Genomic DNA, 26,556 nt, shown 5'->3' with positions numbered 1-26,556 from the left:
CGATCGGTCCGGGCGCTCGCAACGGGGGAAGGCCGGGCTCCGCCAATGAACGCGCAAGCCGGCCGCCGGTGCCAGTCACCGGCGTGCCGCCATTGCCGCACGGCGTCCGGTCCTGGCGTGCCGGCTACACAGTGAAGAACTCAAAATTCGAAGGGTAACGCCGATGGCATCCATCACCTCTCTGGGCGTCGGGTCGGGTCTCGACCTGAACACGCTGCTCACCAAGCTGTCCGCGGCGGAAAGCAAGCCGCTCGATCTGTTGAAGAACAAGCAGGCCGCCTACCAGGCCAAGGTATCGGCCTACGGCAACGTCAAAAGCATGCTGGCCGCCTTCCAGGCGTCCGCCAAGAAGCTGGCGGACACGGCCACCTTCAGCGTGACCAAGGCCTCGGTCGGCTCGACGGAGATCCTGGGCGCGGCCACCGCATCCAATGCGACGCCGGGCAGCTACACCGTGAACGTCAAGAGCCTGGCCCAGGCCCAGTCGCTGGTCGCCGCCGGCCAGGCCAGCCAGACCCGGGCCATCGGCACCGGCACCCTGGTGTTCGACTTCGGCTCGGTCAGCGGCTACGACGAGGACCCTGCTTCGCCGACCTACGGCACCTACGTCAATCCCGCCTTCAGCGCCACCGCGGACGCCACCAAGAAAGTCACCATCGACAGCAGCAACAACACGCTGCAGGGCATCCGCGACGCCATCAACAAGGCCGGCATCGGCGTCACCGCCAGCATCGCCAACGACGGCAGCAACACGCCCTACCGCATCGTGCTGACCTCGGACAAGACGGGGGCGGCGACGACCATGCGCATCAGCGCCAGCTCGCCCGAACTGCAGGGCCTGCTCGGCTACGATCCGGAGCAGGCCAACCAGCCCAGCGGGGTCAGGGAAACCGTGCGCGGCACCAACGCCAACCTGACCATCAACGGCATGGCGGTCACCAGCGCCAGCAACACCGTCGCCGACGCCGCGCAGGGCGTGACGCTGACGCTCAACAAGGTGGGTACCACCAGCCTGAGCGTCACGCGCGACCTCGACAACGTCAAGTCGGCCGTGCAGGCCTTCGTCAGCGCCTTCAACAACCTGCACAACATGGCAGGCAAGCTGACTGCCGTCGACAGCACCACCAAGACGGGTTCGGTGCTGACCGGCGACGGCGTGCTGCGCGGCATCCAGACCAAGCTGCGCAACATCCTCAACGCCTCGGCGGGCAGCGCTGCGGGCGGCATCAGCAACCTGGCACAGATCGGCCTCTCGTTCCAGAAGGACGGCTCGCTCGCCATCGACGACACCAAGCTGAGCAAGGCGCTCAAGGACAATGTCAGCGGCGTCACGCGCCTGTTCGTCGGCGAGGGCAAGGCCGATGGCTATGCCAAGCAGATCAGCACGGCGATCGACGACCTCAACGGCGACAAGGGCGCGCTCAAGCTCGCCACCGACGGCCTGGACAAGTCGCTGAAGGACCTGCAGAAGGACTACACCAAGACGCAGGACAACATCAATGCCAACATGGAGCGCTATCGCGCGCAGTTCGCCAAGCTGGACCTGGTGGTGCAGCGGATGAACCAGACCAGCAGCTACCTGACGCAGCAGTTCAACGCCATCAACAACACCAATAACAACAAGAACTGAGCGGGACGGCCGTCGATCGCGGCCGGCAACGAAGAAGGGGCGCCCGCGGGCGCCCCTTCTTACCTTGGCGCGCGCGGGCCGGCCGCGCGCCGCCCGGCGTCAGATCACGCCTTGCGCCAGCATGGCGTCGGCCACCTTGACGAAGCCGGCGATATTGGCGCCCTCGACGTAGTTGATGTAGCCGCCGTCCTTCTGGCCGTGGTGGATGCAGTTCTGGTGGATATCCTTCATGATCGCGTGCAGCTTCTCGTCGACCTCGGCATGGTGCCAGGACAGCCGCATCGCGTTCTGCGACATCTCCAGCCCGGAGGTGGCCACGCCGCCGGCGTTGCTGGCCTTGCCCGGTGCATAGAGGATGCGCGCCTCCAGGAAACGGTCGACCGCCTCCAGCGTGGACGGCATGTTCGCGCCCTCGGCCACGCAGAACACGCCGTTGGCCAGCAGGCGCTCGGCGTCGGCGCCGTTCAACTCGTTCTGCGTCGCGCACGGCAGCGCCACGTCGGCCGGCACGTGCCAGGGCGTGCGCTCCGCCTCGAAGCGCAGTCCGTGGCGCGCGGCGAAGTCGCTCAGGCGGCCGCGCTCTTCGTTCTTGAAGGCCATCAGCTCCTCGAGCTGGCCGGCACGCATGCCCTCGGGATAGTGCAGCACGCCGCCGGAATCCGACACGGTCAGTACCTTCGCACCCAGCTCCATCGCCTTCTGCGCGGCGTACTGCGCCACATTGCCGGAGCCGGAGATCAGCACGCGCAGGCCGTCGAAATCGCGGCCGCGCCGGTGCAGCATCTCCTGCGCGAAGTAGACCGTGCCGTAGCCGGTGGCCTCGGGACGCATCAGGCTGCCGCCGAACGCCAGGCCCTTGCCGGTGAAGACGCAGGCGGACTGGTTGGACAGTTTCTTCATCATGCCGGCCATGAAGCCGACCTCGCGGCCGCCCACGCCGATATCGCCTGCGGGGATATCGGTATCGGCGCCCAGGTGGCGGTGCAGCTCGCTCATCAGCGCCTGGCAGAAGCGCATCACCTCGCCGTCGGACTTGCCCTTGGGATCGAAGTCCGAGCCGCCCTTGCCGCCGCCCATGGGCAGCGTGGTGAGCGCGTTCTTGAAGGTCTGCTCGAAGCCGAGGAACTTCAGCACCGACAGGTTGACGGTGGGATGGAAGCGCATGCCGCCCTTGTAGGGGCCGATGGCCGAACTGTGCTGGACGCGGAAGCCGCGGTTGACCTGCACGCGGCCCTGGTCGTCGGTCCAGGCCACGCGGAACTGGATCACCCGCTCCGGCTCGACCAGGCGCTCCAGCAGGGCCAGCTCGGCATAACGGGGATGACGCTGCACGAAGGGCCAGAGGGTGAGCATCACCTCTTTCACGGCCTGCAGGAATTCGGGCTGATGGGGGTCGCGCCGGGCGACGCCGGCCAGGAAGGTGTCAAGGGTGAGTGAAGCCACGGATGTCTCGCTTGTGCTTGGCAGGAGGCGCGCCATCGACGCCTGTGCGGACGGCGTGCCACTGTTGACACCGCAACGCGCCCCGGGAAGGCAACCCGGCACACCTGCGGCAGGCCGCGCGGGGTCGTGTCCCGGCCAGCCAATGTCCAGACATTCAAGATCGTGGATGAATGTCTGAGGCAAGGGCGAAGATTAGCACTACTTCGGTGCGGAGCGAAATAGAAGGAAGGAGCGAAACAGCGGATCCGCGCGGGAGAATGGGCGATAGCCGCCGGTGGCGCCGCTCGGCCCTCCAAGGCCGGCACGCCGACGCGCCGATGCACACTCAGACCGGCGCCAGGCCGATCATGCGGCTGACGTCGGCTGCCGCCCGCTGCAGCGCCGGCACGATCTCGGCCACGATGCGCTCCGGCGGCGCCTCTGCCGTCGCGGTGGAGATGCCGAGCGACAGCCGGCGCGAGCCGCCGGCCGGCAGCGGCACCGACACCGACATCTGGTTGCTTTCCGGATAGGCCAGCTCGCTCCATTGCCCCACCGGCAGTGCCAGCGCCATGGCCAGCGCGCTGGCCGGCGGCAGCACGCTGCCCACGCGCAGGTTCATCACCACCAGCCGGCGCCGTTCCGCCGGCGCCATCGCGCGGCCGACGATGATCACGCCGTCGGCCCCCGCCTCACCGAGGTTGGAAGTACCTGAATACGCATCGGCGAGGCGCTGCAGCACCTCCTGCACGGCCTCGGTCACACCCAGGCTCTCCAGCGCGGCGAAGCCGATCTCGAAGATGCGCGTGGTCAGGCGCCAGCGGCTGTCTTCACGCGCCACGTAGCCGTCCTCCTCCAGCGTCAGCAGGAAGCGCAGCACGGTGGGGTGCGGCAGGTCGACCGCGCGCGACAGTTCGGCGAGCGTCGGCCTCCCGTTGTGGCGGAAGGCCTGCAGGATCGCTAGACAGCGCTGGATCGATCGATTACTCTTCATTCGTTCACTATGAGCACATCTAGTTCATCTAGTGAACATACTAAACCAAGGACGAGGGCGTGGCAAGTACCGCGACCCCAATTCCGGAGACAAACAAGATGACGGCCCCCCAGACCCGCGCCCCGGCATGCGCCGGCACGCGCCCTTCCCGCCTGCGCCACGCGCTCGGCCTCGCACTCACCCTGCTGGCGACGCTGGCACCGTTCGTCGCCGTGCACGCCGCGGACCAGTGGCCGAGCCGGCCGATCCGCTGGATCGTGCCCTACCCGCCCGGCGGCTCCACCGACATGCTGGCGCGCGTGGTCGGACAGAAGCTGGGCGAACAGCTCGGCCAGCCGGTGGTGATCGAGAACAAGGCAGGGGCCGGCGGCAACCTGGGCACCGACTTCGCAGCCAAGCAGCCGGCCGACGGCTATACGCTGGTGATGGGCAATATCGGCCCGCTCGCGATCAACCCGTCGCTGTACCGCGACCTGCCCTACGACCCGGTCAAGGACCTCGCCCCGGTCACCATGCTGATGGCCGTGCCCAACCTGCTGGTGGTCAACCCGGCGCTGCCAGTGCATTCGGTCAAGGACCTGCTGGCCTATGCGAAGCGCCAGCCCGCGCCGCTGGGGTTCGCCACGCCCGGGGCCGGCACCTCGCTCCACCTGGCCGGCGAACTGTTCGCGTCGATGGCGGGCGTGGCGTTGACGCACGTGCCCTACAAGGGCAGCGCGCCCGGCCTGAACGACACCATGGCAGGCCATGTGCCGATGATGTTCGACAACATGCCTTCGGCGCTGCAGCTGGTGAAGACGGGCAAGCTGCGCGCGCTCGCCATCACCAGCGCGCAGCGCTCGCCGCAGTTGCCCGAGGTGCCGACCATGGCCGAGTCCGGGCTGCGCGGCTACGAGATCGCCGGCTGGTTCGGCGTGCTGGTCCCCGCCGCCACGCCCAGGCCGATCGTGGCCAGGCTCGACAAGGCGCTGCAGGCCATCCTGAAACAGCCCGAGGTGCGCCGCCAGCTCGACGAGATGGGCGGCATCGTGTCCGGTGCCGGCCCGCAGGAATTCGCCCGTTACATCGACAGCGAATCGCGCAAGTGGGGCCAGCTCGTGCGCAGCGCCCATATCACCGTGCAGTGAGCTCCGCGCAGTGTGCACCGCTCACCAGGCCCTCCCCTGCAACGGACGCCGTGCGGTGGCGCCGCACGGCCTCCCCGATTCCACCCCGCCCATCCGGCACGCCCCCTACCCCGAAGAGGAGACTCCCATGTCGCAAACCCAGACCCTGGACATCCAACCCATTGCCGGCACCATCGGCGCCGAGATCCGCGGCGTCGACCTGGCCGCGCCGCTGCCCGATGCGGTCTTCGCCGAGATCGAGGCTGCGCTGCATGAGCACCTGGTCATCTTCTTCCGCGACCAGCAGCTCACACCCGCCCAGCACAAGGCCTTCAGCGCGCGCTTCGGGCCGCTGCTCGAAGTGCCCTTCGTGCGCGCGCTGCCCGGCCACCCGGAGATCCTGCCGGTGATGAAAGGCCGGGAGGAAAAGACCAAGCGCAATTTCGGCGGCCTGTGGCATTCGGACATGAGCTACGCAGAGATCCCGCCGCTCGGCTCCGCCCTGTACGCGCGCGTGATCCCGCCCTACGGCGGCGACACCATGTGGACCAATATGTACCGTGCCTACGACGCGTTGTCGGACACGCTCAAGAGCGTGCTGGAAGGCCTGCATGCCGTGCACAGCCCGGTGCGCTCCTATGGCGCCAACGGCGCCGTGGTCAACAACGGCGACCCCGCCCACAAGATGGACGTGCGCACCGACGAGCGTGCCATGCGCGAAGCCGTGCACCCGGTGGTGCGCGTGCACCCGGCCACCGGCCGCAAGGCACTCTACGTCAACAGCACCTACACCCTGCGCTTCGATGGCATGAGCGAGGAAGAAAGCGCGCCGCTGCTGCAGTACCTCCACCAGCACGCCGCCCGCCCAGAGTTCACCTGCCGCTTCCGCTGGACGCCGGGCGCGCTGGCCGTATGGGACAACCGCTGTACCCAGCACCTGGCGATGAACGACTACGACGGCTTCGACCGCGAGCTGCACCGCACCACTATCGCCGGCACGCGGCCGGTCGGCGTAGCCTGAGCGGTAGGCTGCAGCGACCTGCCGCGCCAGCCGGCCCGCCATGGCGACTGGGACGGCTCGCCATGCAGACTGCCGAGGAGCCGCTCCTTGTCGGAGCGCTTGCCCGGCCTCTGCGCCGCCCAGTTGACGGTCGGCCTGGCGCAGGCGCAGCGGGCCTCGACGGCACGCAGACAGGCGGAAGAAGGCACGGGGTGCCTTGGCCGCGCGCCCGCGGCCCCCTCGCCGTACCGGCTCATGAACGGACCCATGGCTTGTCTCCGCGGCCTTGCCGCTTTCTTGGCGCTTGCCGCAGAACCACCTGCCCTGAACGCTGCGGATCAAAGCTTGCCTCCTGGTTGACGCAATGGCCCGAATTGCATCAAACTCGTCACCCGAATCTGTATATACAGGTATAGGTAGGGCGGATATCTAAAGCATGGCCGAACCCTCCACGCCACGGGCACTCCGGTGAAGCCGCCCGTCAACGCGGACGTGGCCGCAGGGCATTCGGCCGCATCCGGAATCGCGGCACAGAGGACGAGGAGACCTTGATGGAGAACACGCAGCAGTTCCGCGGTTGGTACATGGTAGGAGCGGTTCATCTCCTGCTGGCGCTGATCTTCGGCGCAGCCTATTCCTTCGGCGCATTCTTCACCGTCCTGCAGACGAACTTCGATGCGGGCCGCTTCTCCACGGCGTCGATCTTCTCGTTGACGGCGTTGATCTATTACGTGATCGGAGTGTTCTCGGGCGCATGGAGCGACCGCATCCCGGTGCGCACCGTGACCAGCGCCGGCATCCTGCTGCTCTCACTGGGCTTCCTGGCCAGCAGCCTGCTCTCGTCTTCGCTCACGCTGTTCCTCGCCGCGTTCTGCATCCTGGTGGGGCTGGGCGTCGGCCTGGTCTATGTGCCGGCGGTCTCGACCATCCAGCGCTGGTTCATCGTCCACCGCAGTTCGGCCTCCGGCCTGGCGCTGGCCGGGACCGGCCTGGGCACCCTCATGGGCCCGATGGCCGCCGGCGCGCTGATGCAGCACCTGTCCTGGCAAAGCACCATGCAGGTCTATGCCGGCGCCATCGCCCTGCTTGGCCTTGCCGCGGCCGCCAGTCTGCGCGGAAGACCGGAGGAACTGGGACAACATCCCGACGGCATCCGCCCCGACGCGGCCGTCTCCAGGAAAGCGGCGCCGGCAGGCACGGGCATCACGCTGCGCCAGGCAGCGCGCCAGGCACGGTTCTGGTGGCTCTTCTCGGCCATCTTCTTCGGATCGATCGGGCTGTTCCTCGCGCTCGTCCACATCAATCCCTATGCGCAACAACAGGGCCTGGATGTCACGCAGGCCAACCTGCTGATCGGCCTGATCGGGGTGGGCAACATCGGCGGCCGCCTGGTGCTGGGCCGGATCGGCGACCGGATGGGACCACAACGCTTCCTGGTGCTCGTGACGCTGAGCCTGGCCGTCCTGTGCGGCCTGTGGAGCTCGGCGCAGGGCTTCCTTGCGCTCGCCGCCTTCGCCCTCCTTTTCGGTGCGGCCAATGGCGGTTGCATTGCGCTGTATCCGGCAGTCGCCAGCACGTGGTTCGGTACCGGCAACCTGGGCGCCATCCTGGGCGCGCTGTACATCGCCGTAGGCATCGCGGCCGTGGCCGGAGGCAGCGTCGCCGGCCTGCTGTTCGACCTGTACCGGAGCTACACCTCGTCGATCGTTCTGGCAGGCGTCTCGGCCCTGCTGTCGGCCGCCGGCGTCGTCCTGGCTGCCCGCTCCACCCCATGACAGGCTAGCCGGCCGGCGCCAGCGCCGGCGGCTCCGCCTGCAGCAGGCCGGTGATGCGCTCGTGGCAATGCGCGAGCTGCAGCAGCGACAGTTCGTCGCGCGGCCTGCCGATGATCTGCACGCCCATCGGCAGGCCCTGCGCATTCCACCCCGCCGGCAGGCTGATGACCGGGCAGCCGGACAGCGTGCCAGGCGTCACCACTTCCATCCAGCGGTGGTAGCTGTCCATCTCGCGCGCGCCGATGCGGGCCGGCCAGCGCTCCTCGATGGCGAAGGGGAAGACCTGCGCGCTCGGCAGCGCCACGAAGCGGTGCGTCTCCAGCAGTTGCAGCGCCAGGTCGTACCAGGCGGTGCGATCCGCCGCGGCGCGCGCCACATCGGCACCGCTGAGCCGCTGGAAGCCCTCCAGCTCCCACTGCAGCTCGGGCTTCATGCCGGCGCGCTGCACCGGGTCGGCATAGGCGCCGCCGAGGCTGGCGCCCAGGCTGAGCTGGCGCATCACCACGAAGGCGCGCCACACGCGCTCCCAGTCGAAGGCGGGCGCGATCGCCTCGGTGCGGATACCGGCCTCGCCGAGCCGCGCCAGCGCCGCCTCGCACAGGGCCAGGATGCCGGGCTCGCAGGCCAGGTGGCCGCCCAGGTCGCCCAGCCAGGCGATGCGCGCGCCGGACAGGTCGGCGTCGAGCCGGTCGTGCCAGTCGGGCACGGCGCCATCCAGCGACAGCGGCACGCGCGCGTCATAGCCCGACTGCACCGACAGCAGCAGGGCCAGGTCATCGGCGCTGCGCGCCATCGGCCCTTCGGTGGCGAGCTGGCTCATGAAGGCATCCACGCGCGGCCAGTGCGGCACGCGCCCTTGCGAGGGACGCAGTCCCAGCACATTGTTGTAGGCGGCGGGATTGCGCAGCGAGCCGCCCATGTCGCTGCCGTCCGCCACCGGCAGCATGCGCAGCGCCAGCGCCACCGCCGCGCCGCCGCTGGAGCCGCCGGCGCTGCGCGACGGATCCCAGGCATTGCCGGTGGCGCCGAACACGGGATTGAAGGTATGCGAGCCAAGCCCGAACTCCGGCACATTGGTCTTGCCGATGAAGATGGCGCCGGCGGCGCGCATGCGCGCCGCCACGATGGCGTCGGCCTGCGGCACGTGCTCGGCGAACAGCGGCGAGCCGGAGGTGGAGCGCAGCCCGCGGGTCGGCGCCAGGTCCTTGATGGCCTGCGGCAGGCCGTGCAGCGCGCCCACCGGCTCGCCGCGCGCCACCGCGGCGTCGGCCGCATCGGCCTCGGCCAGCACCTGCTCCGGCGGGCGCATCGAGACGATGGCATTGAAGCGCGGGTTCAGCGCCGCGATGTGGTCGAGGAAGGCCGTCACCACCTCGCGCGAGGACAGCTCGCGCGCGCGGATGCGCTGCGCCAGCGCACGCGCGGGCAGGCGGCAGAGTTCGGGAACGGCGACCGGGGCGACGGAAGCGGCTGTCTTGGCAGTCATGCTGGCATCCATGCTGGGAGGAGATTGCCCAGTTTGGCCGAGCATGCCGTCCAGGGCAATGCGGGTGAGCCCGGGCCGCGGTCGCGGCAAAGGGTGCCTTCCGGCACGGGCCGCAGCTGCCTGTACGGCCGCCCCTGCGGCCATCTGTACGGTTTGCGCGCTTTCCAGCGACGCCGCCGGCATCTGCACTCGCGCGATATGCGCAGGCGCGATATGCACACGCGCGATAAGCAAGCGCAAAAACATTCGTTCTGCACGCCCCGGGGCGCCGCGTATCTTGGGAGCCGTCCCTTTATCTCCCAAGAGGAAACGCCCCCGATGTCCGCGCCGCGCCCCCTCTCCCGCCGCACCCTGTTCAAGCGCCTGGGCCTGTCCGGCCTGGCCGGCGCGCTGCCCGCCTGGCCGGCGCTGTCGCCCCTGAGTGCCTTCGCCGCCAGCGGCGGCGCCCGCCCTGAGGTGATCCGCATCGGCGTGGCGCAGCCCGCCACCGGCCAGCCGCCCACCTTTGCCGGCAGTTCGCTGTCGATCGCGCATGCGCGCGGCTGGCTGGAGGAGGCCTTCAAGCCCAGCGGCACGCGTGTGGAGTGGTATTTCTTCAAGGGCGCCGGCCCGGCCGTCAACGAGGCACTGACCAACCGCCAGCTCGACTTCGCCTTGCAGGGCGACCTGCCGGCCATCGTGGCGCGCGCCGCCGGGCTCAAGACCCGCCTGGTGCTGGCCACCGGCGTGCGCGCCAACATCTATATCGGCGTGCCGCCCGATTCGCCGCTGAAGACCGTGTCCGACCTGCGCGGCAAGCGCGTCTCGCTGTTCAAGGGCACCAATATGCATCTGCCGGCGCTGCGCCTGCTGGAGGCCAACGGCCTCACCGACAAGGACCTGCGCCTGCTCAATCTCGATACCGCCGGCTACCTGGCCGCGCTGACCACGCGCGACATCGACGCCGCCATCGGCGCCATGGACATCCTGCGCCTGCGCGACAAGGGCGCGGTGCGCATCCTCTACTCGAGCAAGAACCAGTCGCCCATCTATACGCGGCAGAGCCATGTGCTGGTGGCCGAGGCCTTCGCCGACCAGTACCCCGAGGCCACCCGGCAACTGGTCAAGAACGCCGTGGAAGCCGCCCGCTGGGCCTCGGACGAGGGCCACCGCGAAGATGTGCTGCGCACCTGGGCGCGCGCCGGCACGCCCTACGACCACTGGAAGGAAGACTTCGACGGCGAGCCGCTGCGGGTCCGCCTCAATCCCAATTTCGACCCCTTCCTGGTCAGCCGCTACAAGGACGCCGCCGAGCAGGCCTACCGCTTCCGCCTGAGCCGCGCGCGCATCGACGTCGACCAGTGGATCGACACGCGCTACCTGAAGGCCGCGCTGAACGACCTCGGCCTGCAGACCTACTGGCCGGTCTACCAGCCCAACGGCAAGATCCTCGGAGCCTGACGCCATGGCCGCCGAGATCCTGTCCCTGACGGCACCCGCAGCCCCTGCGGCGCCGAAATCCGCAGCGCTGCAGGCTGGCGACGATGCGCACCCCGTGCTGACTGCGCGCGAGGCGCGCGGCCTGCGCCGCCTGCTGCCCGCCGCGCGCCGGTATGCCGCCGGCTGGCTGCTGGCGTGGCCGGTGCCGCTCGCGCTGCTGGCGTTCTGGTACCTGGCCGCGCGCTACGAGTGGATCCCGCCGCAGGTCCTGCCCACGCCGGAGTCGGTGGCGCACACGCTGGCCGATCTCTATGACAGCGGCGAGCTGCAGGCCAACCTGGCGGTCAGCGCGCTGCGCGTGGCCGGCGGCTTCGCCGTCGGCCTGATCGGCGGCCTCGCGCTGGGCGCCGCCATGGGCCTGTCGCCGCGTTTGCGCGACTATGTGTACCCCACCTTCAAGGCCTTCAGCCAGGTGCCGGTGCTGGGCTGGCTGCCGCTGCTGATGCTGCTGGTGGGCATCGACGAAGCGCTCAAGATCATCCTGATCGCGAAGGCCGCGCTGGTGCCGATCGCCATGAACACCTACAAGGGCATCGAGAGCGTGCCGACGCGCTACATCGAGGTGGCGCGCGTGCTGCGCTTCACGCGCTGGCAACTGCTGTGGCGCGTGGTCTTTCCCGCCGCCGCGGCTCCGATCTGGAACGGCATCCGCTACGGCCTCACGCACGCCTGGCTGGCCCTGGTGGTAGTGGAGCTGCTGGCCTCCTCGGAAGGGCTGGGCTACATGATCGTGTACGGCCGCCAGCTGTTCCAGCTCGACATGGTGATCGCCGCCGTGGTGGTGGTGGGCGCCGTGGGCTACGCGCTCGACAAGGTGCTGGCGCTGGCCGAGCGCGCGGTGCTGCGCTGGCGCAAGCCCGGCTTCTGACACCGATCCGAGGAGAGACACCGATGTCCGATTCCATCGTCTCGCGCGACGACGCCCGGAACGCCCCGGGCACGCGGGGCGGCGGCCGGCTGCCCGCGCTGCCGCCGGCCCTGCGCGGCTGGGTACTGCCGATCGTGCTGCTGGCACTGTGGTGGGCCGCCTTCCGTTTCGGCTGGTCGCAATCGCCGCTGCTGGTATCGCCCGCCAAGGTCTGGGACACCGCCGTGGCCCAGGCGCGCAGCGGTGCGCTGTTCACCGCCCTGGCGGCCAGCCTGTGGCGCGACCTGGCGGGCTTCGCGCTGGGCGCCAGCCTGGGCCTGCTGTTCGGTACCGCGCTCGGCCTGTCGCGCCTGTTCGAGCAACTGGTCGGGCCGACCTTCCATACCGTCAAGCAGATCTCGCTGTTCGCCTGGATCCCGCTGATCTCGGTCTGGTTCGGCCTGGGCGACACCGCCAAGGTGGTATTCCTGTCGCTGGCCGCCTTCTTCCCGGTGGTCCTCAATACCTTCGAAGGCATCCGCGGCGTGCCGGCCGACCTGATCGAAGTCGCGCGTGTGCTCAAGTTCTCGCGGCGCCAGCTGCTGTGGCGCGTGGTGCTGCCGGCGGCCTCGCCGTCGATCTTCGCCGGCATCCACCTGGGCCTGATCTACGCCTGGCTCGCCACGCTGGGCGCGGAATACCTGCTGGTGGCCGGCAAGGGCATCGGCAACACCATGATCGACGGACGCGAGAACTTCTGGATGGACCTGGTGCTGTTCGGGGTGATCGTGGTCGGGCTGGTCGGCTTCACGCTGAACTGGATCGCCGGCCGCATCGAGCACCGCCTGCTGGCCTGGCGCGGGCGCTCGGTGGCCGGCTTCTGACCGCGCCGCCTGCCGCCAGCCTGCCGCCAACCAGACGCCAGCCAAACTGACAAGGAGATTCCATGGGCCACGCCGGCACCCTCAGCATCCAGCACCTGCGCAAGCAATACCAGGTCAAGGGCGAAGCCCTGCCCGTGCTGGAAGACATCCACCTGACCATCTCGCCGGGCGAGTTCGTCAGCATCGTCGGCGCCAGCGGCTGCGGCAAGTCGACGCTGCTGCGCCTGGTGGTGGGCCTGGAGGAGGACTACCAGGGCGAGATCCTGCTCGATGGCCGGCGCGTGGTCGGCACCAGCCTGCTGCGCGGCATCGTGTTCCAGGAGCATCGCCTGTTTCCCTGGCTCACGGTCGAGCAGAACATCCGCCTGGCCCTGCTCAATACGCCGGGCAGCGACGCCGACAAGCGCCGCAACGTGCAGGAGCACATCGAGCTGGTCGGGCTGGCCGGCTTCGAGAGCGCCTACCCGCACCAGCTCTCGGGCGGCATGTCGCAGCGCGTGGCGATCGCCCGCGCGCTGGTGACGCGCCCGGAGATCCTGCTGCTGGACGAGCCCTTCGGCGCGCTCGATGCGCTGACCCGCGCCTACCTGCAGCAGGAACTGCACCGCATCTGGCAGGCCGAAGGCATCACCATGATCCTGGTCACCCATGACGTCGAGGAAGCCGTCTTCCTGGGCGACCGCGTGGTGGTGATGGAGCCGCGCCCCGGACGTGTGCGCCGCATCGTGCCGGTCGGCCTGGCCCATCCGCGCGACCGTGCCGCCCTGCCCTTCGCCACCGTCAAGGACAACGTGCTGCGCGAATTCACGGGGCGCCTGGCCGAACTGGCGGAAGCGCCGGTGCTGCCCGAGCCGGCGCAGTCTTCGGACCGGCTGCCGCCTTCCATCCGCTTCGCCATCTGAGGCGGCCGCCCGCCGTGCGCCGGCGCCGCCGCCAGTCCCGCCACGACGACCGGGCACGAACCCTCGGCCCGGTCGCACCCAGCGCCCTTTCCCCACCCGGAGACCCGTCATGACCCAAGCACAAGCCGCACAAACAGCACAAGCCGCCCCCGGCACCGCATCCGCCGACCTGCCGGCGCTCGACCTGCACCCGGTCGCCGGGCGCATCGGCGCCGAGATCCGCGGCGTGCGCCTGGGCGCCGATCTCGATGCCGGCACCTTCGCCGCCATCCGCGCCGCGCTGCTGCGCCACAAGGTGCTGTTCTTCCGCGACCAGCAGCACCTCGACGACGCCAGCCAGGAAGCCTTCGGCAAGCGCTTCGGCGCCCCCGTGGCCCACCCCACCGTGCCGGTCCGCGACGGCACGCAGTTCCTGCTCGAACTCGACTCGCGCCACGGCGGCCGCGCCAACTCCTGGCACACCGACGTGACCTTCGACGTGGCCTACCCGCAAGTGTCGGTGCTGCGCGGCGTGACCATCCCCGCCGCCGGCGGCGACACCGTCTGGGCCAATACCGCGGCCGCCTACCTCGACCTGCCCGAGCCCCTGCGGCAGCTGGCCGACAAGCTGTGGGCCCTGCACACCAACGACTACGACTACGCCGCCAGCCGCACCCTGGTGCACAACGACGAGGGCCTGCGCCGCTACCGCGAGGTCTTCACCTCGACCCTGTACGAGACCGAGCATCCGGTGGTACGCGTGCACCCCGAGACCGGCGAGCGCACCCTGGTGCTGGGCCACTTCGTCAAGAAGCTGCTGGGCTACACCTCGGTCGACTCGGCACACCTGATCGCCGTGCTGCAAGGCCATGTGCACCGGCTGGAAAACACGGTGCGCTGGCGCTGGCGCGAGGGCGACGTCGCCATCTGGGACAACCGCGCCACCCAGCACTACGCCATCAACGACTACGGCGACGCGCTGCGCGTGGTGCGGCGCGTGACCATCGCCGGGGACGTGCCGGTCAGCGTCGACGGGCGCCGCAGCGTGGCGCTCAAGCCGGTGCCGTCGCAGGCCGGTGCGGAGGGCGACAGCGCCAACAGCGCGCACGGCACGGACCGCGCGGCGCGCGCCGCCTGAGGGAGATGCCGGCGATGTCCCAGCCCCGCGCCCCGCGCCAGCTGCATCTCGGCGCCTTCCTGCAGGCCACCGGCCACCACGTCGCCGGCTGGCGCCATCCCGGCGCCCAGGCCGATGCCGGCCAGAACTTCGCCCACTACGCGCGCCTGGCCCGGCGCGCCGAGGCCGCCAGGTTCGATGCCGTGTTCCTCGCCGACGGCGTGGCCATCCGCGGCATGAGCGATGCCACGCTGCCGCGCACCGCGCGCGCGGCCACCTTCGAGCCGCTCACGCTGCTGTCGGCGCTGGCCGCGGTGACCGAACGCATCGGCCTGGTGGCCACCGTGTCGACCACTTACAACGAGCCCTTCCACGTGGCGCGCAAGTTCGCCTCGCTCGACCACCTCAGCGGCGGGCGCGCCGGCTGGAACGTCGTCACCTCCTGGTCCGACGCCGAAGCGCGCAACTTCAACCTCGAGCACCACCCGGAACATGCGGACCGCTATGCCCGCGCCGAGGAATTCGTCGACGTGGTGAACGGCCTGTGGGATAGCTGGGAGGACGATGCGCTGCTGTACGACAAGGACAGCGGCCTGCATTTCGACAGCGGCAAGCTGCACGCGCTGGAGCACCGCGGCGCGCATTTCCAGGTGCGCGGCCCGCTCAACGTGGCGCGGCCGCCGCAGGGCCATCCGGTGGTGGTGCAGGCCGGCTCGTCCGAAGCCGGCCAGGAACTGGCCGCGCGCACCGCCGAGGTCATCTTCACCGCGCAGCAGTCGCTGGCGGACGCCCAGGCCTTCTACAGCGGCCTGAAGGCGCGCCTGGCGCGCTACGGGCGCACGCCCGACCAGCTCAAGATCCTGCCCGGCGTGTTCCCGGTGGTGGGACGCAGCGAAGCCGAGGCGCAGGAGAAGTTCGAAGCGCTGCAGGCACTGATCCACCCCAGCGTCGGCCTGGCGCTGCTATCGCAGAACCTGGGCGGCGTGGACCTGTCCGGCTACCCGCTCGACGGCCCGCTGCCCGACGACCTGCCCGAGCCCAACGGCGCCAAGAGCCGCTTCCAGCTGGTGACCGGACTGGCGCGGCGCGAAAGCCTGACCATCCGCCAGCTCTACCTGCGCGTGGCCACCGCGCGCGGGCATTGGTCCATCCACGGCACCCCGGCCTCGATCGCCGACCAGCTCCAGGCCTGGTTCGAAGGCGGCGCCGCCGACGGCTTCAACATCATGCCGCCGTGGCTGCCGGGCGGCCTCGACGACTTCATCGACCTGGTGCTGCCGGAACTGCGCCGGCGCGGGCTGTTCCGCCAGGAGTACGAGGGCCGCACCCTGCGCGAGCACCTGGGACTGGCGCGGCCGGTGCATCCGGCGGTGCGGCGGCGGGCTGCCGCCTGAAGCCGCCGGGAAGGGAAATGGGAAGCGGGCAAACAAGGGCAAGCAAGGGCAAACAGAACAGCGCGCAAGGCCAGGCCTTGCGCGCTGTTCTGTTCTTGTCGGATTCCCGCCAGCGGCGGCGCCGGGACACTCAGGCCGCTCAGGCCGTGCGCGCGCGGGCGCCCTCCTGGTAGGGATCGAAGCTACGCGCCGGCTCGGACGACACACTGCTGCGGTCCAGCCCGGCCACCTTGCGGGCGCCATCGGTGAAGACGTCGTGGCTGCGGAAGGTATAGCCGTAGTCGTCGCCGGACACCTTGCCGCGCAGGCCGTAGCCATAGGTGTCGGCCGAGGCGGCCTGGCGGTAGACGTAGCCGTACTTGTCGCCGGGCACCGTGTCGGCCCGGGCCGCGCCGAGCGCGGCCAGCGACAGCAGGAGGGCGGATGCAATCTTCAGGGTGGTGTTCGAGGCCATGATTTCTCTCCGAGGCAGTCAGCAAATCATTAAAGGATTTGAATCTCGCCGGGCCGCGTCTTCTTGGTTGATTGCTGCCCGTTGACGTAACTATAGGGCTGACCACCGAAGGCATTGCGGATAAAATCAGGATTTAATATTCAGTTTTTTTGAATATAGATTCAGACGCTTGGCGCGGCCGGGGCCACGTGGCGGTCGGCATCACCCCGATGCCACCCTGGGGCGGCCACCGCAAGAACCCGGCCGGCCGGCGGCAGCCCGAGCCGGAACGCACTGACCTCCCGGGTCAGATCGCCGGCCAGCTCCAGCATCGACGGCGCGGCCGCGGAAACCGCCTCCACCAAGGCGGCGTTCGGCTGCGTGACCCCGTCGATCTGACCGACCGCCCCGGCGCGACCTCAGCTAAGGGCGCCAGGCACGCGGAATTCAGCGCTCCGCCGGCCCGCATGGCATGGCACGAAGGCGATGTGATGCGCAACAGGCCATGCGGATCCGACGGGCAGGCGCGTCGCCGCCTGCGCGGGGACACGCGCCTCGCACTCGCACCGCCCCATCCCCCACCGGCGCCCCGCCTGGCGCACCGGTTCTAAGCAAATGCGACAAGCTTCCTTCCCTCGCGGACGCGATTTCGCAACCATAGCCATCCAGAGCCACAGGAATTGGAGAAATCGATGCATTTGCCGCTATCCCCTTCGCACACGATCACCGCGCCGGCCCACCCCGACGGCAGGCGGGACCGCCGCGCCGGCCGCTGGCTGCGCGCCCTGCTGCGCCCGGCCGCGCTGGCCCTGCTGGCCTTCGCCGCCAGCACCGCGGCCACCGGCGTGGCGCAGGCGGCCGAGCAGACCGTGCGCATCGGTTTCCAGAAGGCCGGCCTGCTGGCGGTGCTGAAGGCGCAGGGCACGCTGGAGCAGAAACTGGCACCGCTGCATTACAAGGTGGAGTGGAAGGAATTCCCCGCCGGACCGCAGTTGCTGGAGGCCCTCAACGCCGGCAGCATCGACTTCGGCTACACCGGCGCCCCGCCGGCGGTGTTCGCGCAGGCGGCCAAGGCCAGTTTCGTCTATGTGGGCGCGGAGCCGGGCGGCAAGAGCAATGAAGCGCTGTTCGTGCCGGCCGGTTCGCCGATCCGTTCGGTGGCCGAGCTCAAGGGCAAGCGCGTGGCGCTGCAGAAGGGCTCCAGCTCGAACTACCTGCTGGTGCAGCTGCTGAAGAAGAACGGCCTGTCGCTGCAGGATATCCAGCCGGTCTACCTGCCGCCGGCCGACGCGCGCGCGGCCTTCGAGAGCGGCGCGGTGGATGCCTGGGTGGTATGGGACCCGTACTACGCGCTGGCGCAGCGCGCGCTCAAGGTGCGCACGCTGGCCGACTACGAAGGCGTGCCCTCGCCCTACAACTTCTACGAGGCGGCGCGCGCCTTCACCGAACGCGAGCCGCGCGTGGTCAACGCCATCCTGGCGCAGTTGCGCGAAAGCGGCCAGTGGGTGGTGGCGCACCCGGGCGAGACGGCGGCGCTGCTGGCGCCCAGCCTGGGCCTGGAAGCGCCGGTGGTCGAGGCCTGGCTCAAGCGCGTGCCCTACGGTGTGACGCCGATCACGGCCGAGGTCGTGCTGGTGCAGCAACAGGTGGCCGACCTGTTCCACCAGCAGAAGCTGATCCCGTCCACCATCCGCGTCAGCGACAACGTGTGGCAGGCCAGTTTCCCCATCGTCCACAACGTCCCGGTCGCCCGCCAGTAGATCGGGACGGAACGACGGCGGCGGCCCGCGCCACGGCGGGGTGCCGCCCGGGCGGCGGCGCTGCTACCATGCGCAGCGCCGTGCCTTTTTTCTGACTTTCACCCATAACGACATCATGAGACTCGAAACCCTTGCCGTCCACGGCGGCTACTCCCCCGACCCGACCACGCGCGCCGTCGCCGTGCCGATCTACCAGACCGTCGCCTATGCCTTCGACAGCGCGCAGCATGGCGCCGACCTGTTCGACCTGAAGGTGCCGGGCAATATCTACAGCCGCATCATGAACCCGACCAACGACGTGCTCGAACAGCGCCTGGCGGCGCTCGAGGGCGGCGTCGGCGCGCTGGCGCTGGCCTCGGGCATGGCCGCCATCACCTACGCGATCCAGACCATCGCGGAGGCGGGCGACAACATCCTGTCGGCCAGCCAGCTCTACGGCGGCACCTACAACCTGCTGGCCCACACGCTGCCGCAGTCCGGCATCGAGACGCGCTTCGTCGACGGCCGCGATCCGGCCGCCTTCGCCGAGCGCATCGACGCGCGCACCAAGGCCATCTTCGTCGAGTCGGTGGGCAACCCGCTCGGCAACGTGGTCGACATCGCGGCCATCGCCGAGGTCGCCCACGCGCACGGCGTGCCGCTGATCGTCGACAACACGGTGCCCTCGCCCTACCTGTGCCGCCCCTTCGAGCATGGCGCCGACATCGTCGTGCACTCGCTGACCAAGTACCTGGGCGGCCACGGCAACAGCGTGGGCGGCGCCATCGTCGACAGCGGCAAGTTCCCCTGGGCCGAGCACAAGGAGCGCTTCAAGCGCCTGAACGAGCCCGATGTGTCCTACCACGGCGTGGTCTACACCGAGGCGCTGGGCGCGGCGGCCTACATCGGCCGCGCGCGCGTGGTGCCGCTGCGCAATACCGGCGCGGCGCTGTCGCCCTTCAACGCCTTCCTGATCCTGCAAGGCATCGAGACGCTGGCGCTGCGCCTGGACCGCATCACCGAGAACGCGCTGGCGGTGGCGCGCCACCTGCAGGGCAACGCCAAGGTGGGCTGGGTCAACTTCGCCGGCCTGCCCGAGCACCCGGACCACGCGCTGGTACAGCGCTACCTGGGCGGTCGCGGCCCGGGCATCCTGTCCTTCGGCCTGAAGGAAGGCGGCCGCGAGGCGGGCGCGCGCTTCCTCGACGCGCTGCAACTGTTCACGCGCCTGGTCAACATCGGCGACGCCAAGTCGCTGGCCACCCACCCGGCCTCGACCACGCACCGCCAGCTCGACGCCGCCGAGCTGAAGGCGGCCGGCGTCAGCGAGGACATGGTGCGCCTGTCGATCGGCATCGAGCATATCGACGACCTGATCGAGGACCTCGAGCACGCCCTGGCAGCGGCCTGAGGCACGCGGCGCCGGGCCCCGGGGCAGCGCTAGCGCGCCGCGTCGCGCAGCACCGCCTCGGCGGCCTCGACGAAGCCGGCGCCGCCCGGACCCCGCGTGATCCAGCGCGGGGGCACCGGCAGCGTGTCGAGATAGTCCACCACCGTGCTCACGCCCACGGTGTGTGCGAAGAACGAGAACATCGGCGCATCGTTGGTCGAATCGCCGACATACATCACCTGGGTGCGCACCGCATCCAGGTCGACGCCGTACAGCAGGCCGAGGCTGCGCCGCGCCATGGCCAGCTTGTCATACCCTCCCAGCCAGCCCAGCACCCACAGCGAATTGACGGTCGAGTCGGCCCCCGCCTCGGCGAAGAAGCCACGCAGGCGCGCCACCTGGTCCGCGTCGGCAGGCCTGGCAAAGGCCAGCCCGGTCTGGCGGAACGGCTGGTCGCTCGCCACGCGTGCCTGCGGCAGCGCCGCCAGCGCGCGCCGGCGCACGCTGTCCAGGGCCGCGTCGGCGGCCTGCCGCTGCGCCGCCTCCAGCCAGTAGTGGCGCACCAGGTCGCCGTCCGGCCCGCGCGCGAAGCACAACCCGCCGTTCTCGCCGATCACGGCATCGACCGGCCACATGCGCGCCATCTGGTCGCACCACCCTGCCGGCGCGGCGGTGACGGGAATCACGCGGATGCCCGCTGCCTGCAGGCGCTCCAGCGCGCCGTAGGTGGCGGCGGCAAGCCGGCCGTGGAAGGTCAGGGTGTCGTCCATGTCGGTCAGCACATAGCGCACTGCGGCCAGCGCACCGGGCGCGGCATCTTCAAGCGGGTTCATGGTCGTGGCATGCATTCGGTCAGGGGCGGCATCGGCAGGAACGCCGGAGCCCCGGCCGTTCGCGGCGGAAAAGCGGGCGCCAAAGAAAAGGCCCGCTCGAGGCATCCGCCCGGCGGGCCGCAATCCCAGCCTGGATGGCGAGGAGGAGACGGTTTCATCATACGGGCCCGGCAGGCGCCGGCCAACCATCGATTCGCCATAAGGGTATGCCGTCCCGCCCTTATGCACCCACGGCATATGGGCATGATGAATTACTCGTTTCCCGTGCACCGGGGCGCCCCTACAATGGCCCGACCCGAGCGGCACCCGCCGCCGTCCAACATCCAGACAGAACATTCAGGGGAGCAGCAGCATATGGCATCCGGCATCGCAAAACGGCTCGTGGCCGCGGCACTGGCAATCGGCGCACTGGGCATCATGCACACGGCGGGCGCGGCCGATCCGGACAAGAAGGAAATCCGCTTCGGCGCCACCGCCGGCCCGTACTCGGACCAGATCCGCTACGGCATCAAGCCCATCCTGGAAAAGCAGGGCTACAAGGTCACCATCGTCGAGTTCAGCGACTACGTGCAGCCGAACCTGGCGCTGGCCGACAGCGCCATCGACGCCAATGCCTTCCAGCACGTGGCTTACCTGAAGAAGTTCTCCGCCGACCGCAAGCTGCAGCTCTCCGACGTGGTCCAGGTACCGACCGCGCCGATCGGCATCTACAGCCGCAAGCACAAGTCGCTGGGCGAGGTGAAGAGCGGCGCCAGCGTGTCGCTGCCCAACGACCCGACCAACCTGGCGCGTGCGATCGCCATGCTGCAGCAGTTCGGCTGGATCACGCTGAAGGCCGGCACCGATCCGATCCGCGCCAGCGAGCGTGACATCGAAGGCAACCCGCACAAGCTCAAGTTGATCCAGCTCGAAGCGGCGCAGTTGCCGCGCTCGCTCGATGACGTCGACTACGCCTTCGTCAACGGCAACTTCGCGCTGGCCTCCGGCCTCAAGCTGACCGAGGCCCTGTCGCTGGAAAAGATCCCCGACTACTACATGAACCTGGTGGCGGTGCGTACGGCCGACCTGAACAAGCCCTACGTCAAGGACATCCGCGCGGCGTACCAATCGGCCGAGTTCAAGACCGTGACGCAACAGCGCTTCGCCGGCTTCCTGCCGCCCGCGTACCAGCGCTGAGCGGCCAGGATGGGAAGAAAGCCCGCGCTCCGGCGCGGGCTTTTTTCATCTGCCGCGGTCATCCGCGGCAATCGCCGCCACTCCCCTCAGCTCGCGCCCGGCTCCGGCCCGGCCAAGGCCACCGCTTCCACCTCGACCTTGAGGCCGAAGTGCAGCGGGCCGGTCGGCACCACGGCGCGCGCCGGCCTTGCCGCGCCAGCCCAATCCGCATAGATCGCATTGAACGCCGACCAGTTGGCGACATCGTCGAGATAGACGCGCACCTGCACCAGCAGGCCGACGTCGCTGCCGGCCTGCCGCAGGGCCGCCGCCACATTGGCCAGCACCTGGCGCGCCTGGACCTCGAACGGGGCATCGCCCAGTTTGCACCCGTCCGGCGTGATCGGCAGCTGCCCCGAGACGAAGACGAAGCCGTTGGCGCGTACCGCGTGGCTGTAGTGGCCGCCAGGCGGCGGCAGCGACGGCTGCGGAGTCTTGGAGTCGTGCTCACCAGCCATGGACGCGCTCCCAGCGTTCGGTGGTGCCGTCCGCGCGGCAGGCGCGGTAGGTGGGGAACTGCGCCCCGGTGGCGCAGGCATGGTTGGGCAGGATGCGCAGTACCGTGCCGAGCGGGAAGCGCGCGGCGATATCGCGGTCGGGCTCGCCGCTGCGCGCCAGGATGCCGTGCTCCTGGTTCGCCCCGACCAGCGTATAGCCTTCCAGCACCTGGCCGGCGGCGTCGCACACCTGGCCATAGCCGAAGTCCTGCTTCTGCTTCTGCGTGCCGCGGTCGCGGCTCATCGCCATCCAGCCGGCGTCGACGATGGCCCAGCCCTTCTCCGGCTGGTGGCCGATCACCGTGGTCAGCACGCTCAGCGCGATGTCCTGCTCGCGGCAGACGCCGATATTGCGCATGACGAGATCGAAGAAGACATAGACCCCCGCGCGCACCTCGGTCACGCCGTCGAGCTGGCTTGCCGACAAGGCCGTCGGCGTGGAGCCGACGCTGACCACCGGGCACGGCAGCCCGGCCGCGCGCAGCCGCTGCGCAGCCAGCACGCAGGCGGCGCGCTCCTGCTCGGCCATGGCCGCCAGCGCCGCCGGCGTATCGAGGTCGTAGCTGGAGCCGGCGTGCGTCATCACGCCGCCCAGGCGCGCGCCGCCCTCGTGCAGCACGCGCGCCACCTGCAGCAGTGCGGGCTCGTCGGCGCGGATGCCGGAGCGGTGGCCGTCCGAGTCGATCTCGATCCACACCTCGAAAGCCTCGCCATGCGCCGCGCCGCAGGCCACGATGGCCTCCGCCGAGGCCACGCTGTCGCACAGGATCTTCAGGTCGCAGCCCTGGCGCCGCAGCGCCAGCGCCTGCGCCAGCTTGCCGGGCACCATGCCGACCGCGTAGAGGATGTCGGCAATGCCCGCGGCGAAGAAGTGCTCGGCCTCCTTCAGCGTCGAGACCGTGATGCCACGCGCGCCGGCGGCGATCTGCGCCTGCACCACGGGGATGCACTTGCTGGTCTTGGCGTGGGGCCGGAAGGCCACGCCCAGCGCGTCCATGCGCTGCTGCATGCGGGAGATGTTGTGCTGCATGCGGTCCAGGTCGATCACCGCGGCGGGTGTCTCGGCCTGGGCCAGCGAGGCCGGGAGCGGGTCCATATCGTCTGTGTTGACCATGTTGGTGATGGGAATGACGGGAATCGTGTGGCGGGTGCCGGGGAGATGCCTCGGCGGCAATCAGGTGGCGGGACGATCAGTCCTGCCCGCCGCGCAGCCAGGCCAGCGCCGGCGCCAGCGTGGCCGCCTGCGCCGCGGGCGCGGGCGCGCCCTCCGGCAGGGCCAGGCCGACGCGGTTGTGCCAGAAGGTGCGCAGGCCGACGGCGGCGGTGCCGAACAGGTCGTAGCCGGAGCCGGCGACGAAGGCCGCCTGGTGCGCCACCACGCCGAGACGCTGCAGCGCGAGCCGGTAGGGACGCGGGTCGGGCTTGTAGAAGCCGGCCGTCTCCGAGGTGACGACCGTGTCCCAGTCGATGCCGAGGCGCGTGGCGGCACGCTGCCCCAGGCGCTCCGAGCAGTTGGTGACGACCGCCAGCCGGCAGTGCGGGCGCAGGGCCTGCAGCAGTTCACGCGCGCCATCCCACGGCGTCAGCGTGTCCCAGGCGGCTTCCAGCGCCAGCGGCGCCGCAGCGGGCAGGCCGACCTCGGCGGCGGCTTCGCGCACGAGCTGCTCATAGCCCACATAGGCGCCGCAGCCATAGGTGCGGCGCAGGTAGGCCGCGCGCCACGCCCTGCCCTGCGCCACGGAACCGGCGGCGGCATTCCACACGGTCCAGGAGTCGAGCAGGGCCGTGAGCAGGTCGAACAGGACGGCGCGCGGCCACGCCGGCGCCTGCGGTTGAGCGAGAGTTTCCATGGAGTCCATGCGGTCGTGCCTGTGGCTGTGGTTATGGTCGTGGTCTTGCTTGTGGCTGCGGTCGTCCCGGCAGGGCCCGCCGCAATGCCCGGGCGCCCCGCCACTCGACCTCGCAGCGCCGCGCTGGCGGTGCGCCGCGGACGGACCACAGTGTAGGAAGCTCCCATCGTTGCGTGGTTAAATGCAGGAACATCAATCGTTAAACCCAGCTTAATGATCCAGATCGAGGACCTGCGCCTGGTCGAAGCCCTGGCGCAAGCGCCATCGCTCAGCGCCGCGGCGCGCGCGCTCAATGTGACGCCGCCGGCGTTGTCGATCCGGCTGCGCAAGCTGGAAGCCACCCTGGGGCTGACGCTGGCGACCCGGACCGCGCGCCGCCTGAGCCTCACGCCGGAAGGCGAGCGCTTCGCCGAGCAAGGCGCCGCGCTGCTGGCGCAGCTCGAGGCGCTGCCGGAATCGTTCCAGCGCGAAGACCAGCGCCTGACCGGCACGCTGCGCATCGCCGCGCCGTTCGGCTACGGGCGGCGGCATGTGGCGCCGCTGCTGGCGCAGTTCGCGCGCCAGCATCCGGGCCTGCGCCTGCAGCTCGACCTGCGCGAGACGCCCTGGCCGGACCGCCACGACTCCGACGCGGTGATCCACGTCGGCAAGGTGCGCGATTCCTCCTGGATCGCGCGCACGCTGGCAGCGAACGAACGCTGGCTGTGCGCGAGCCCGGCCTACCTGCGCGCGCACGGCACGCCGGCTGAGCCGCGCGACCTGCTGGCGCACGCCTGCATCTGCATCCGCGAGAACGACGAGGACAACACGCTCTGGCACTACCGGCTGGCGCCACCGGATGGGAAGGCGGCGGCCGCGGCCAGGCGCACGCGCGCCGCACCACGCCAGGCGTTACGCATTGCGCCCGCCTACACCACCAACGACGGCGCGGTCGCGCGCGCCTGGGCGGAGGCCGGACTGGGACTGGTGCTGCGATCGGAATGGGATGTGAGCGAAGCGATCGCGGCCGGCACCCTGGTGCGCGTGCTGCCCGGCTGGCAGTTCGACAGCGCCCCGGTGATGCTGCTGGTGCCGGGCCGGCGTGGCCGCACCGCGCGCGTGCGCGCGCTGCTGGCCTTCTTCGAGGCAGCGACCGCCGTCCGGCCCGGCCAGGCCGCGCCGCGGCGCGCTCAGCCCAGCAGCAGGCGGCGCTCCCCTTCGCCGTAGCGGAACATCGACAACGCCGGCCCGCCGCCGCCGCGCGCGGCGGCCGCCACCTCGCGCGCCGAGAGCCCGGCGAAGCGGCGCATGTCGCGCGCCATCTGTGCCTGGTCGTAGTACCCGCAATCCAGCGCCGCCGCGCCCAGGCCGTGCGTCGCCGTGCCGGCGAGCAGACCCCCGAGCATGCGGCCATAACGCAGCAAGGCACGCAGTTCCCGCTGGGAGGCGCCGAAGGTCTGGCGGAACAGGCGTTCCGCCTGGCGCGGGCTGCGGCCCGTGCCGGCCGCCACCGCGGCGATCGGCATGGCGATGGCCGCGGGCGGCAGCCACAGGTCGCCGCCGCGCCGGCGTGGCGGGCGTGCCGTGCGCGCCAGCAGCCAATCCTCCAGCGCCGCCACCGCGCCGGCCATGGTGCCGTGCCGCCGCACCGCCTGCACCAGCGCATCCGCTTCGGCCTGCGGCAGGAAGGCGGCCAGTTCGCCCGCCTCGTCCATCTCTGGCAGGCCGCCCGGCACCAGCACGCGCGGCAGCGCCCCCGGACGGAACAGGGCGGTGACGAAGGCGGTGCCCGGCAGCATGCTCGCCCAGCGCGCCCGCCCCTGCGGGCCGGCCAGCAAGCTGTACGCGAAGGCCCGGCCGTCCTCGTGGATCGAGGCGCCGCAGAGGAAGACGGTCAGCGACGGGCTCGGCGTGGCCGGGAACAGCATCGGGCCGTGGCGCCCGGCCTCCGTGAAGATGCCGCTCACCAGGCCGCGCAGCGCGGACCGGGGTGCCAGCAGGCGATCGGCCTCAGCCATGCCGCCCGTCCCGGCACTCAGCGGCGCGCCAGCGCCGCGGGCGCGCCGCCAGCCGCCCGCCGGCCCACCTTGCGTTGCAGTTGCAGCAGTCCATAGAGCAAGGCCTCCGCCGTCGGCGGGCAGCCCGGCACGTAGACGTCGACCGGGACGATGCGGTCGCATCCGCGCACCACCGAATAGCTGTAGTGATAGTAGCCGCCACCATTGGCGCAGGATCCCATCGAAAGCACATAGCGCGGCTCGGCCATCTGGTCATAGACCTTGCGCATGGCCGGCGCCATCTTGTTGGTCAGTGTGCCCGCCACGATCATCAGGTCGCAGTGGCGCGGCGAGGCACGCGGAATCATGCCGAAGCGGTCCATATCATAGCGGGCGCTGGCGGCATGCATCATCTCGACCGCGCAGCAGGCCAGCCCGAAGGACAGGTACCACAGGCTGTTGCGCTGCGCGGCGGCGAGCACGCCGTCGAGGCGGGTCAGCACGAAGCCATCGCGTTCGAGGGAAAAGGGCGAGGAAGCAGCAGGGGAAGCGGCAGGAGAAGCGGAGGGAGAAGCGGAGGAAGAAGCAGCAGGATCGGCCATGGCTAT

Annotated in this window: 23 protein-coding genes and 1 pseudogene; 14 read left to right on the top strand and 10 right to left on the bottom strand. The window is 70.2% G+C overall.

All coding sequences use genetic code 11. The features are described 5' to 3' along the window. Positions 1–163: 163 nt before the first annotated feature. Positions 164–1,630 carry a flagellar filament capping protein FliD gene (fliD, locus tag BKK79_RS30440; RefSeq protein WP_071021247.1) on the top strand — a complete coding sequence of 489 codons (1,467 nt, stop codon included), beginning with the start codon at positions 164–166 and terminating at the stop codon, positions 1,628–1,630. Positions 1,631–1,729: 99 nt separating this feature from the next. On the opposite strand, the gene gdhA is transcribed toward fliD, so the two are convergent. Together gdhA and BKK79_RS30430 are read right to left on the bottom strand one after the other, a co-directional pair. Beyond that, the gene (gene gdhA, locus BKK79_RS30435) at positions 1,730–3,109 is read right to left on the bottom strand and encodes an NADP-specific glutamate dehydrogenase (protein WP_418235913.1); all 1,380 of its coding nucleotides are present in this window, start codon (positions 3,107–3,109) and stop codon (positions 1,730–1,732) included. Between the two features lie 289 nt (positions 3,110–3,398). Then, complete coding sequence (locus BKK79_RS30430) at positions 3,399–4,046, bottom strand: IclR family transcriptional regulator (protein WP_071021250.1); 648 nt, start codon at positions 4,044–4,046, stop codon at positions 3,399–3,401. Positions 4,047–4,144: 98 nt separating this feature from the next. Here BKK79_RS30430 and BKK79_RS30425 point away from each other — a divergent pair, with 98 nt between their 5' ends. The 3 genes from BKK79_RS30425 to BKK79_RS30415 all read left to right on the top strand — a co-directional run bounded on the left by BKK79_RS30425 (position 4,145) and on the right by BKK79_RS30415 (position 7,927). Beyond that, a complete protein-coding gene (locus BKK79_RS30425; protein WP_084085341.1) occupies positions 4,145–5,173 on the top strand; it encodes a Bug family tripartite tricarboxylate transporter substrate binding protein in 1,029 nt (342 codons plus the stop codon). Between the two features lie 127 nt (positions 5,174–5,300). Continuing rightward, positions 5,301–6,173, top strand: coding sequence for a TauD/TfdA dioxygenase family protein (locus BKK79_RS30420; protein WP_071021253.1), 873 nt, complete (start codon positions 5,301–5,303; stop codon positions 6,171–6,173). A 530-nt stretch (positions 6,174–6,703) separates the two neighbouring features. Continuing rightward, positions 6,704–7,927 (top strand): MFS transporter, encoded by a 1,224-nt coding sequence (locus BKK79_RS30415; protein WP_071039699.1) that lies wholly within the window; start codon positions 6,704–6,706, stop codon positions 7,925–7,927. A gap of 4 nt (positions 7,928–7,931) precedes the next feature. On the opposite strand, the gene BKK79_RS30410 is transcribed toward BKK79_RS30415, so the two are convergent. Then, positions 7,932–9,413, bottom strand: coding sequence for an amidase (locus BKK79_RS30410; RefSeq protein WP_071040462.1), 1,482 nt, complete (start codon positions 9,411–9,413; stop codon positions 7,932–7,934). Between the two features lie 318 nt (positions 9,414–9,731). Between BKK79_RS30410 and BKK79_RS30405 the strand changes: the two genes are divergently transcribed. The 6 genes from BKK79_RS30405 (at position 9,732) to BKK79_RS30380 (ending at position 16,015) form a co-directional block, all read left to right on the top strand. Then, positions 9,732–10,853: an ABC transporter substrate-binding protein gene (locus BKK79_RS30405; protein ID WP_071039698.1), complete on the top strand. Its 1,122-nt coding sequence runs from the start codon at positions 9,732–9,734 to the stop codon at positions 10,851–10,853. Between the two features lie 4 nt (positions 10,854–10,857). Beyond that, a complete protein-coding gene (locus BKK79_RS30400) occupies positions 10,858–11,760 on the top strand; it encodes an ABC transporter permease (protein WP_083384645.1) in 903 nt (300 codons plus the stop codon). Positions 11,761–11,783: 23 nt separating this feature from the next. After that, positions 11,784–12,623 carry an ABC transporter permease gene (locus BKK79_RS30395; protein WP_083384646.1) on the top strand — a complete coding sequence of 280 codons (840 nt, stop codon included), beginning with the start codon at positions 11,784–11,786 and terminating at the stop codon, positions 12,621–12,623. Positions 12,624–12,685: 62 nt separating this feature from the next. Continuing rightward, entirely contained in the window at positions 12,686–13,525 is an 840-nt protein-coding gene (locus BKK79_RS30390; protein WP_071039697.1) for an ABC transporter ATP-binding protein, read from the top strand. Between the two features lie 109 nt (positions 13,526–13,634). Next, positions 13,635–14,642 (top strand): TauD/TfdA dioxygenase family protein, encoded by a 1,008-nt coding sequence (locus BKK79_RS30385; protein ID WP_071039696.1) that lies wholly within the window; start codon positions 13,635–13,637, stop codon positions 14,640–14,642. A 14-nt stretch (positions 14,643–14,656) separates the two neighbouring features. Continuing rightward, the gene (locus BKK79_RS30380; protein WP_071039695.1) at positions 14,657–16,015 is read left to right on the top strand and encodes an LLM class flavin-dependent oxidoreductase; all 1,359 of its coding nucleotides are present in this window, start codon (positions 14,657–14,659) and stop codon (positions 16,013–16,015) included. Positions 16,016–16,154: 139 nt separating this feature from the next. Here the strand turns inward: BKK79_RS30380 and BKK79_RS30375 are convergent, their stop codons facing one another. Further along, a complete protein-coding gene (locus tag BKK79_RS30375; protein WP_071039694.1) occupies positions 16,155–16,469 on the bottom strand; it encodes a hypothetical protein in 315 nt (104 codons plus the stop codon). Positions 16,470–17,140: 671 nt separating this feature from the next. Here BKK79_RS30375 and BKK79_RS30365 point away from each other — a divergent pair. Together BKK79_RS30365 and BKK79_RS30360 are read left to right on the top strand one after the other, a co-directional pair. Beyond that, positions 17,141–18,208 (top strand): sulfonate ABC transporter substrate-binding protein, encoded by a 1,068-nt coding sequence (locus BKK79_RS30365; protein ID WP_084085339.1) that lies wholly within the window; start codon positions 17,141–17,143, stop codon positions 18,206–18,208. Between the two features lie 115 nt (positions 18,209–18,323). Continuing rightward, complete coding sequence (locus BKK79_RS30360) at positions 18,324–19,598, top strand: O-acetylhomoserine aminocarboxypropyltransferase/cysteine synthase family protein (RefSeq protein ID WP_071040460.1); 1,275 nt, start codon at positions 18,324–18,326, stop codon at positions 19,596–19,598. Between the two features lie 29 nt (positions 19,599–19,627). Here BKK79_RS30360 and BKK79_RS30355 read toward each other — a convergent pair whose 3' ends face one another. Then, positions 19,628–20,410 (bottom strand): HAD-IIB family hydrolase, encoded by a 783-nt coding sequence (locus tag BKK79_RS30355; protein WP_071040458.1) that lies wholly within the window; start codon positions 20,408–20,410, stop codon positions 19,628–19,630. Positions 20,411–20,764: 354 nt separating this feature from the next. On the opposite strand from BKK79_RS30355, the gene BKK79_RS30350 reads away from it, so the two are divergent. Next, on the top strand, positions 20,765–21,586 hold the full coding sequence (locus BKK79_RS30350) for a MetQ/NlpA family ABC transporter substrate-binding protein (protein WP_071021271.1): 822 nt from the start codon (positions 20,765–20,767) through the stop codon (positions 21,584–21,586). An 86-nt stretch (positions 21,587–21,672) separates the two neighbouring features. Here the strand turns inward: BKK79_RS30350 and BKK79_RS30345 are convergent, their stop codons facing one another. The 3 genes from BKK79_RS30345 to BKK79_RS30335 form a co-directional block, all read right to left on the bottom strand. Then, the gene (locus tag BKK79_RS30345; protein ID WP_071021274.1) at positions 21,673–22,083 is read right to left on the bottom strand and encodes a RidA family protein; all 411 of its coding nucleotides are present in this window, start codon (positions 22,081–22,083) and stop codon (positions 21,673–21,675) included. Continuing rightward, positions 22,073–23,218 carry a DSD1 family PLP-dependent enzyme gene (locus BKK79_RS30340; RefSeq protein ID WP_071040456.1) on the bottom strand — a complete coding sequence of 382 codons (1,146 nt, stop codon included), beginning with the start codon at positions 23,216–23,218 and terminating at the stop codon, positions 22,073–22,075. Before BKK79_RS30340 ends, BKK79_RS30345 begins: the two co-directional genes overlap by 11 nt. A gap of 94 nt (positions 23,219–23,312) precedes the next feature. Beyond that, a complete protein-coding gene (locus BKK79_RS30335; protein ID WP_071040454.1) occupies positions 23,313–23,972 on the bottom strand; it encodes an HAD family hydrolase in 660 nt (219 codons plus the stop codon). A gap of 213 nt (positions 23,973–24,185) precedes the next feature. Here BKK79_RS30335 and BKK79_RS30330 point away from each other — a divergent pair, with 213 nt between their 5' ends. Beyond that, positions 24,186–25,178, top strand: a complete 993-nt coding sequence (locus BKK79_RS30330; RefSeq protein WP_071021277.1) for a LysR family transcriptional regulator — start codon at positions 24,186–24,188, stop codon at positions 25,176–25,178. Here BKK79_RS30330 and BKK79_RS30325 read toward each other — a convergent pair. Together BKK79_RS30325 and BKK79_RS30320 are read right to left on the bottom strand one after the other, a co-directional pair. Then, complete coding sequence (locus BKK79_RS30325; protein WP_071039692.1) at positions 25,142–25,969, bottom strand: helix-turn-helix domain-containing protein; 828 nt, start codon at positions 25,967–25,969, stop codon at positions 25,142–25,144. The genes BKK79_RS30330 and BKK79_RS30325 overlap by 37 nt on opposite strands. Before the next feature lie 17 nt (positions 25,970–25,986). Continuing rightward, a pseudogene (locus BKK79_RS30320) lies at positions 25,987–26,463 on the bottom strand (NuoB/complex I 20 kDa subunit family protein); the annotation flags it as partial. Between the last annotated feature and the right edge of the window lie 93 nt (positions 26,464–26,556).

The sequence above is a fragment of the Cupriavidus sp. USMAA2-4 genome, assembly GCF_001854305.1.
In the GTDB taxonomy this organism is placed as follows: domain Bacteria; phylum Pseudomonadota; class Gammaproteobacteria; order Burkholderiales; family Burkholderiaceae; genus Cupriavidus; species Cupriavidus malaysiensis.
This window is presented reverse-complemented; position numbering and strand designations above follow the sequence as displayed.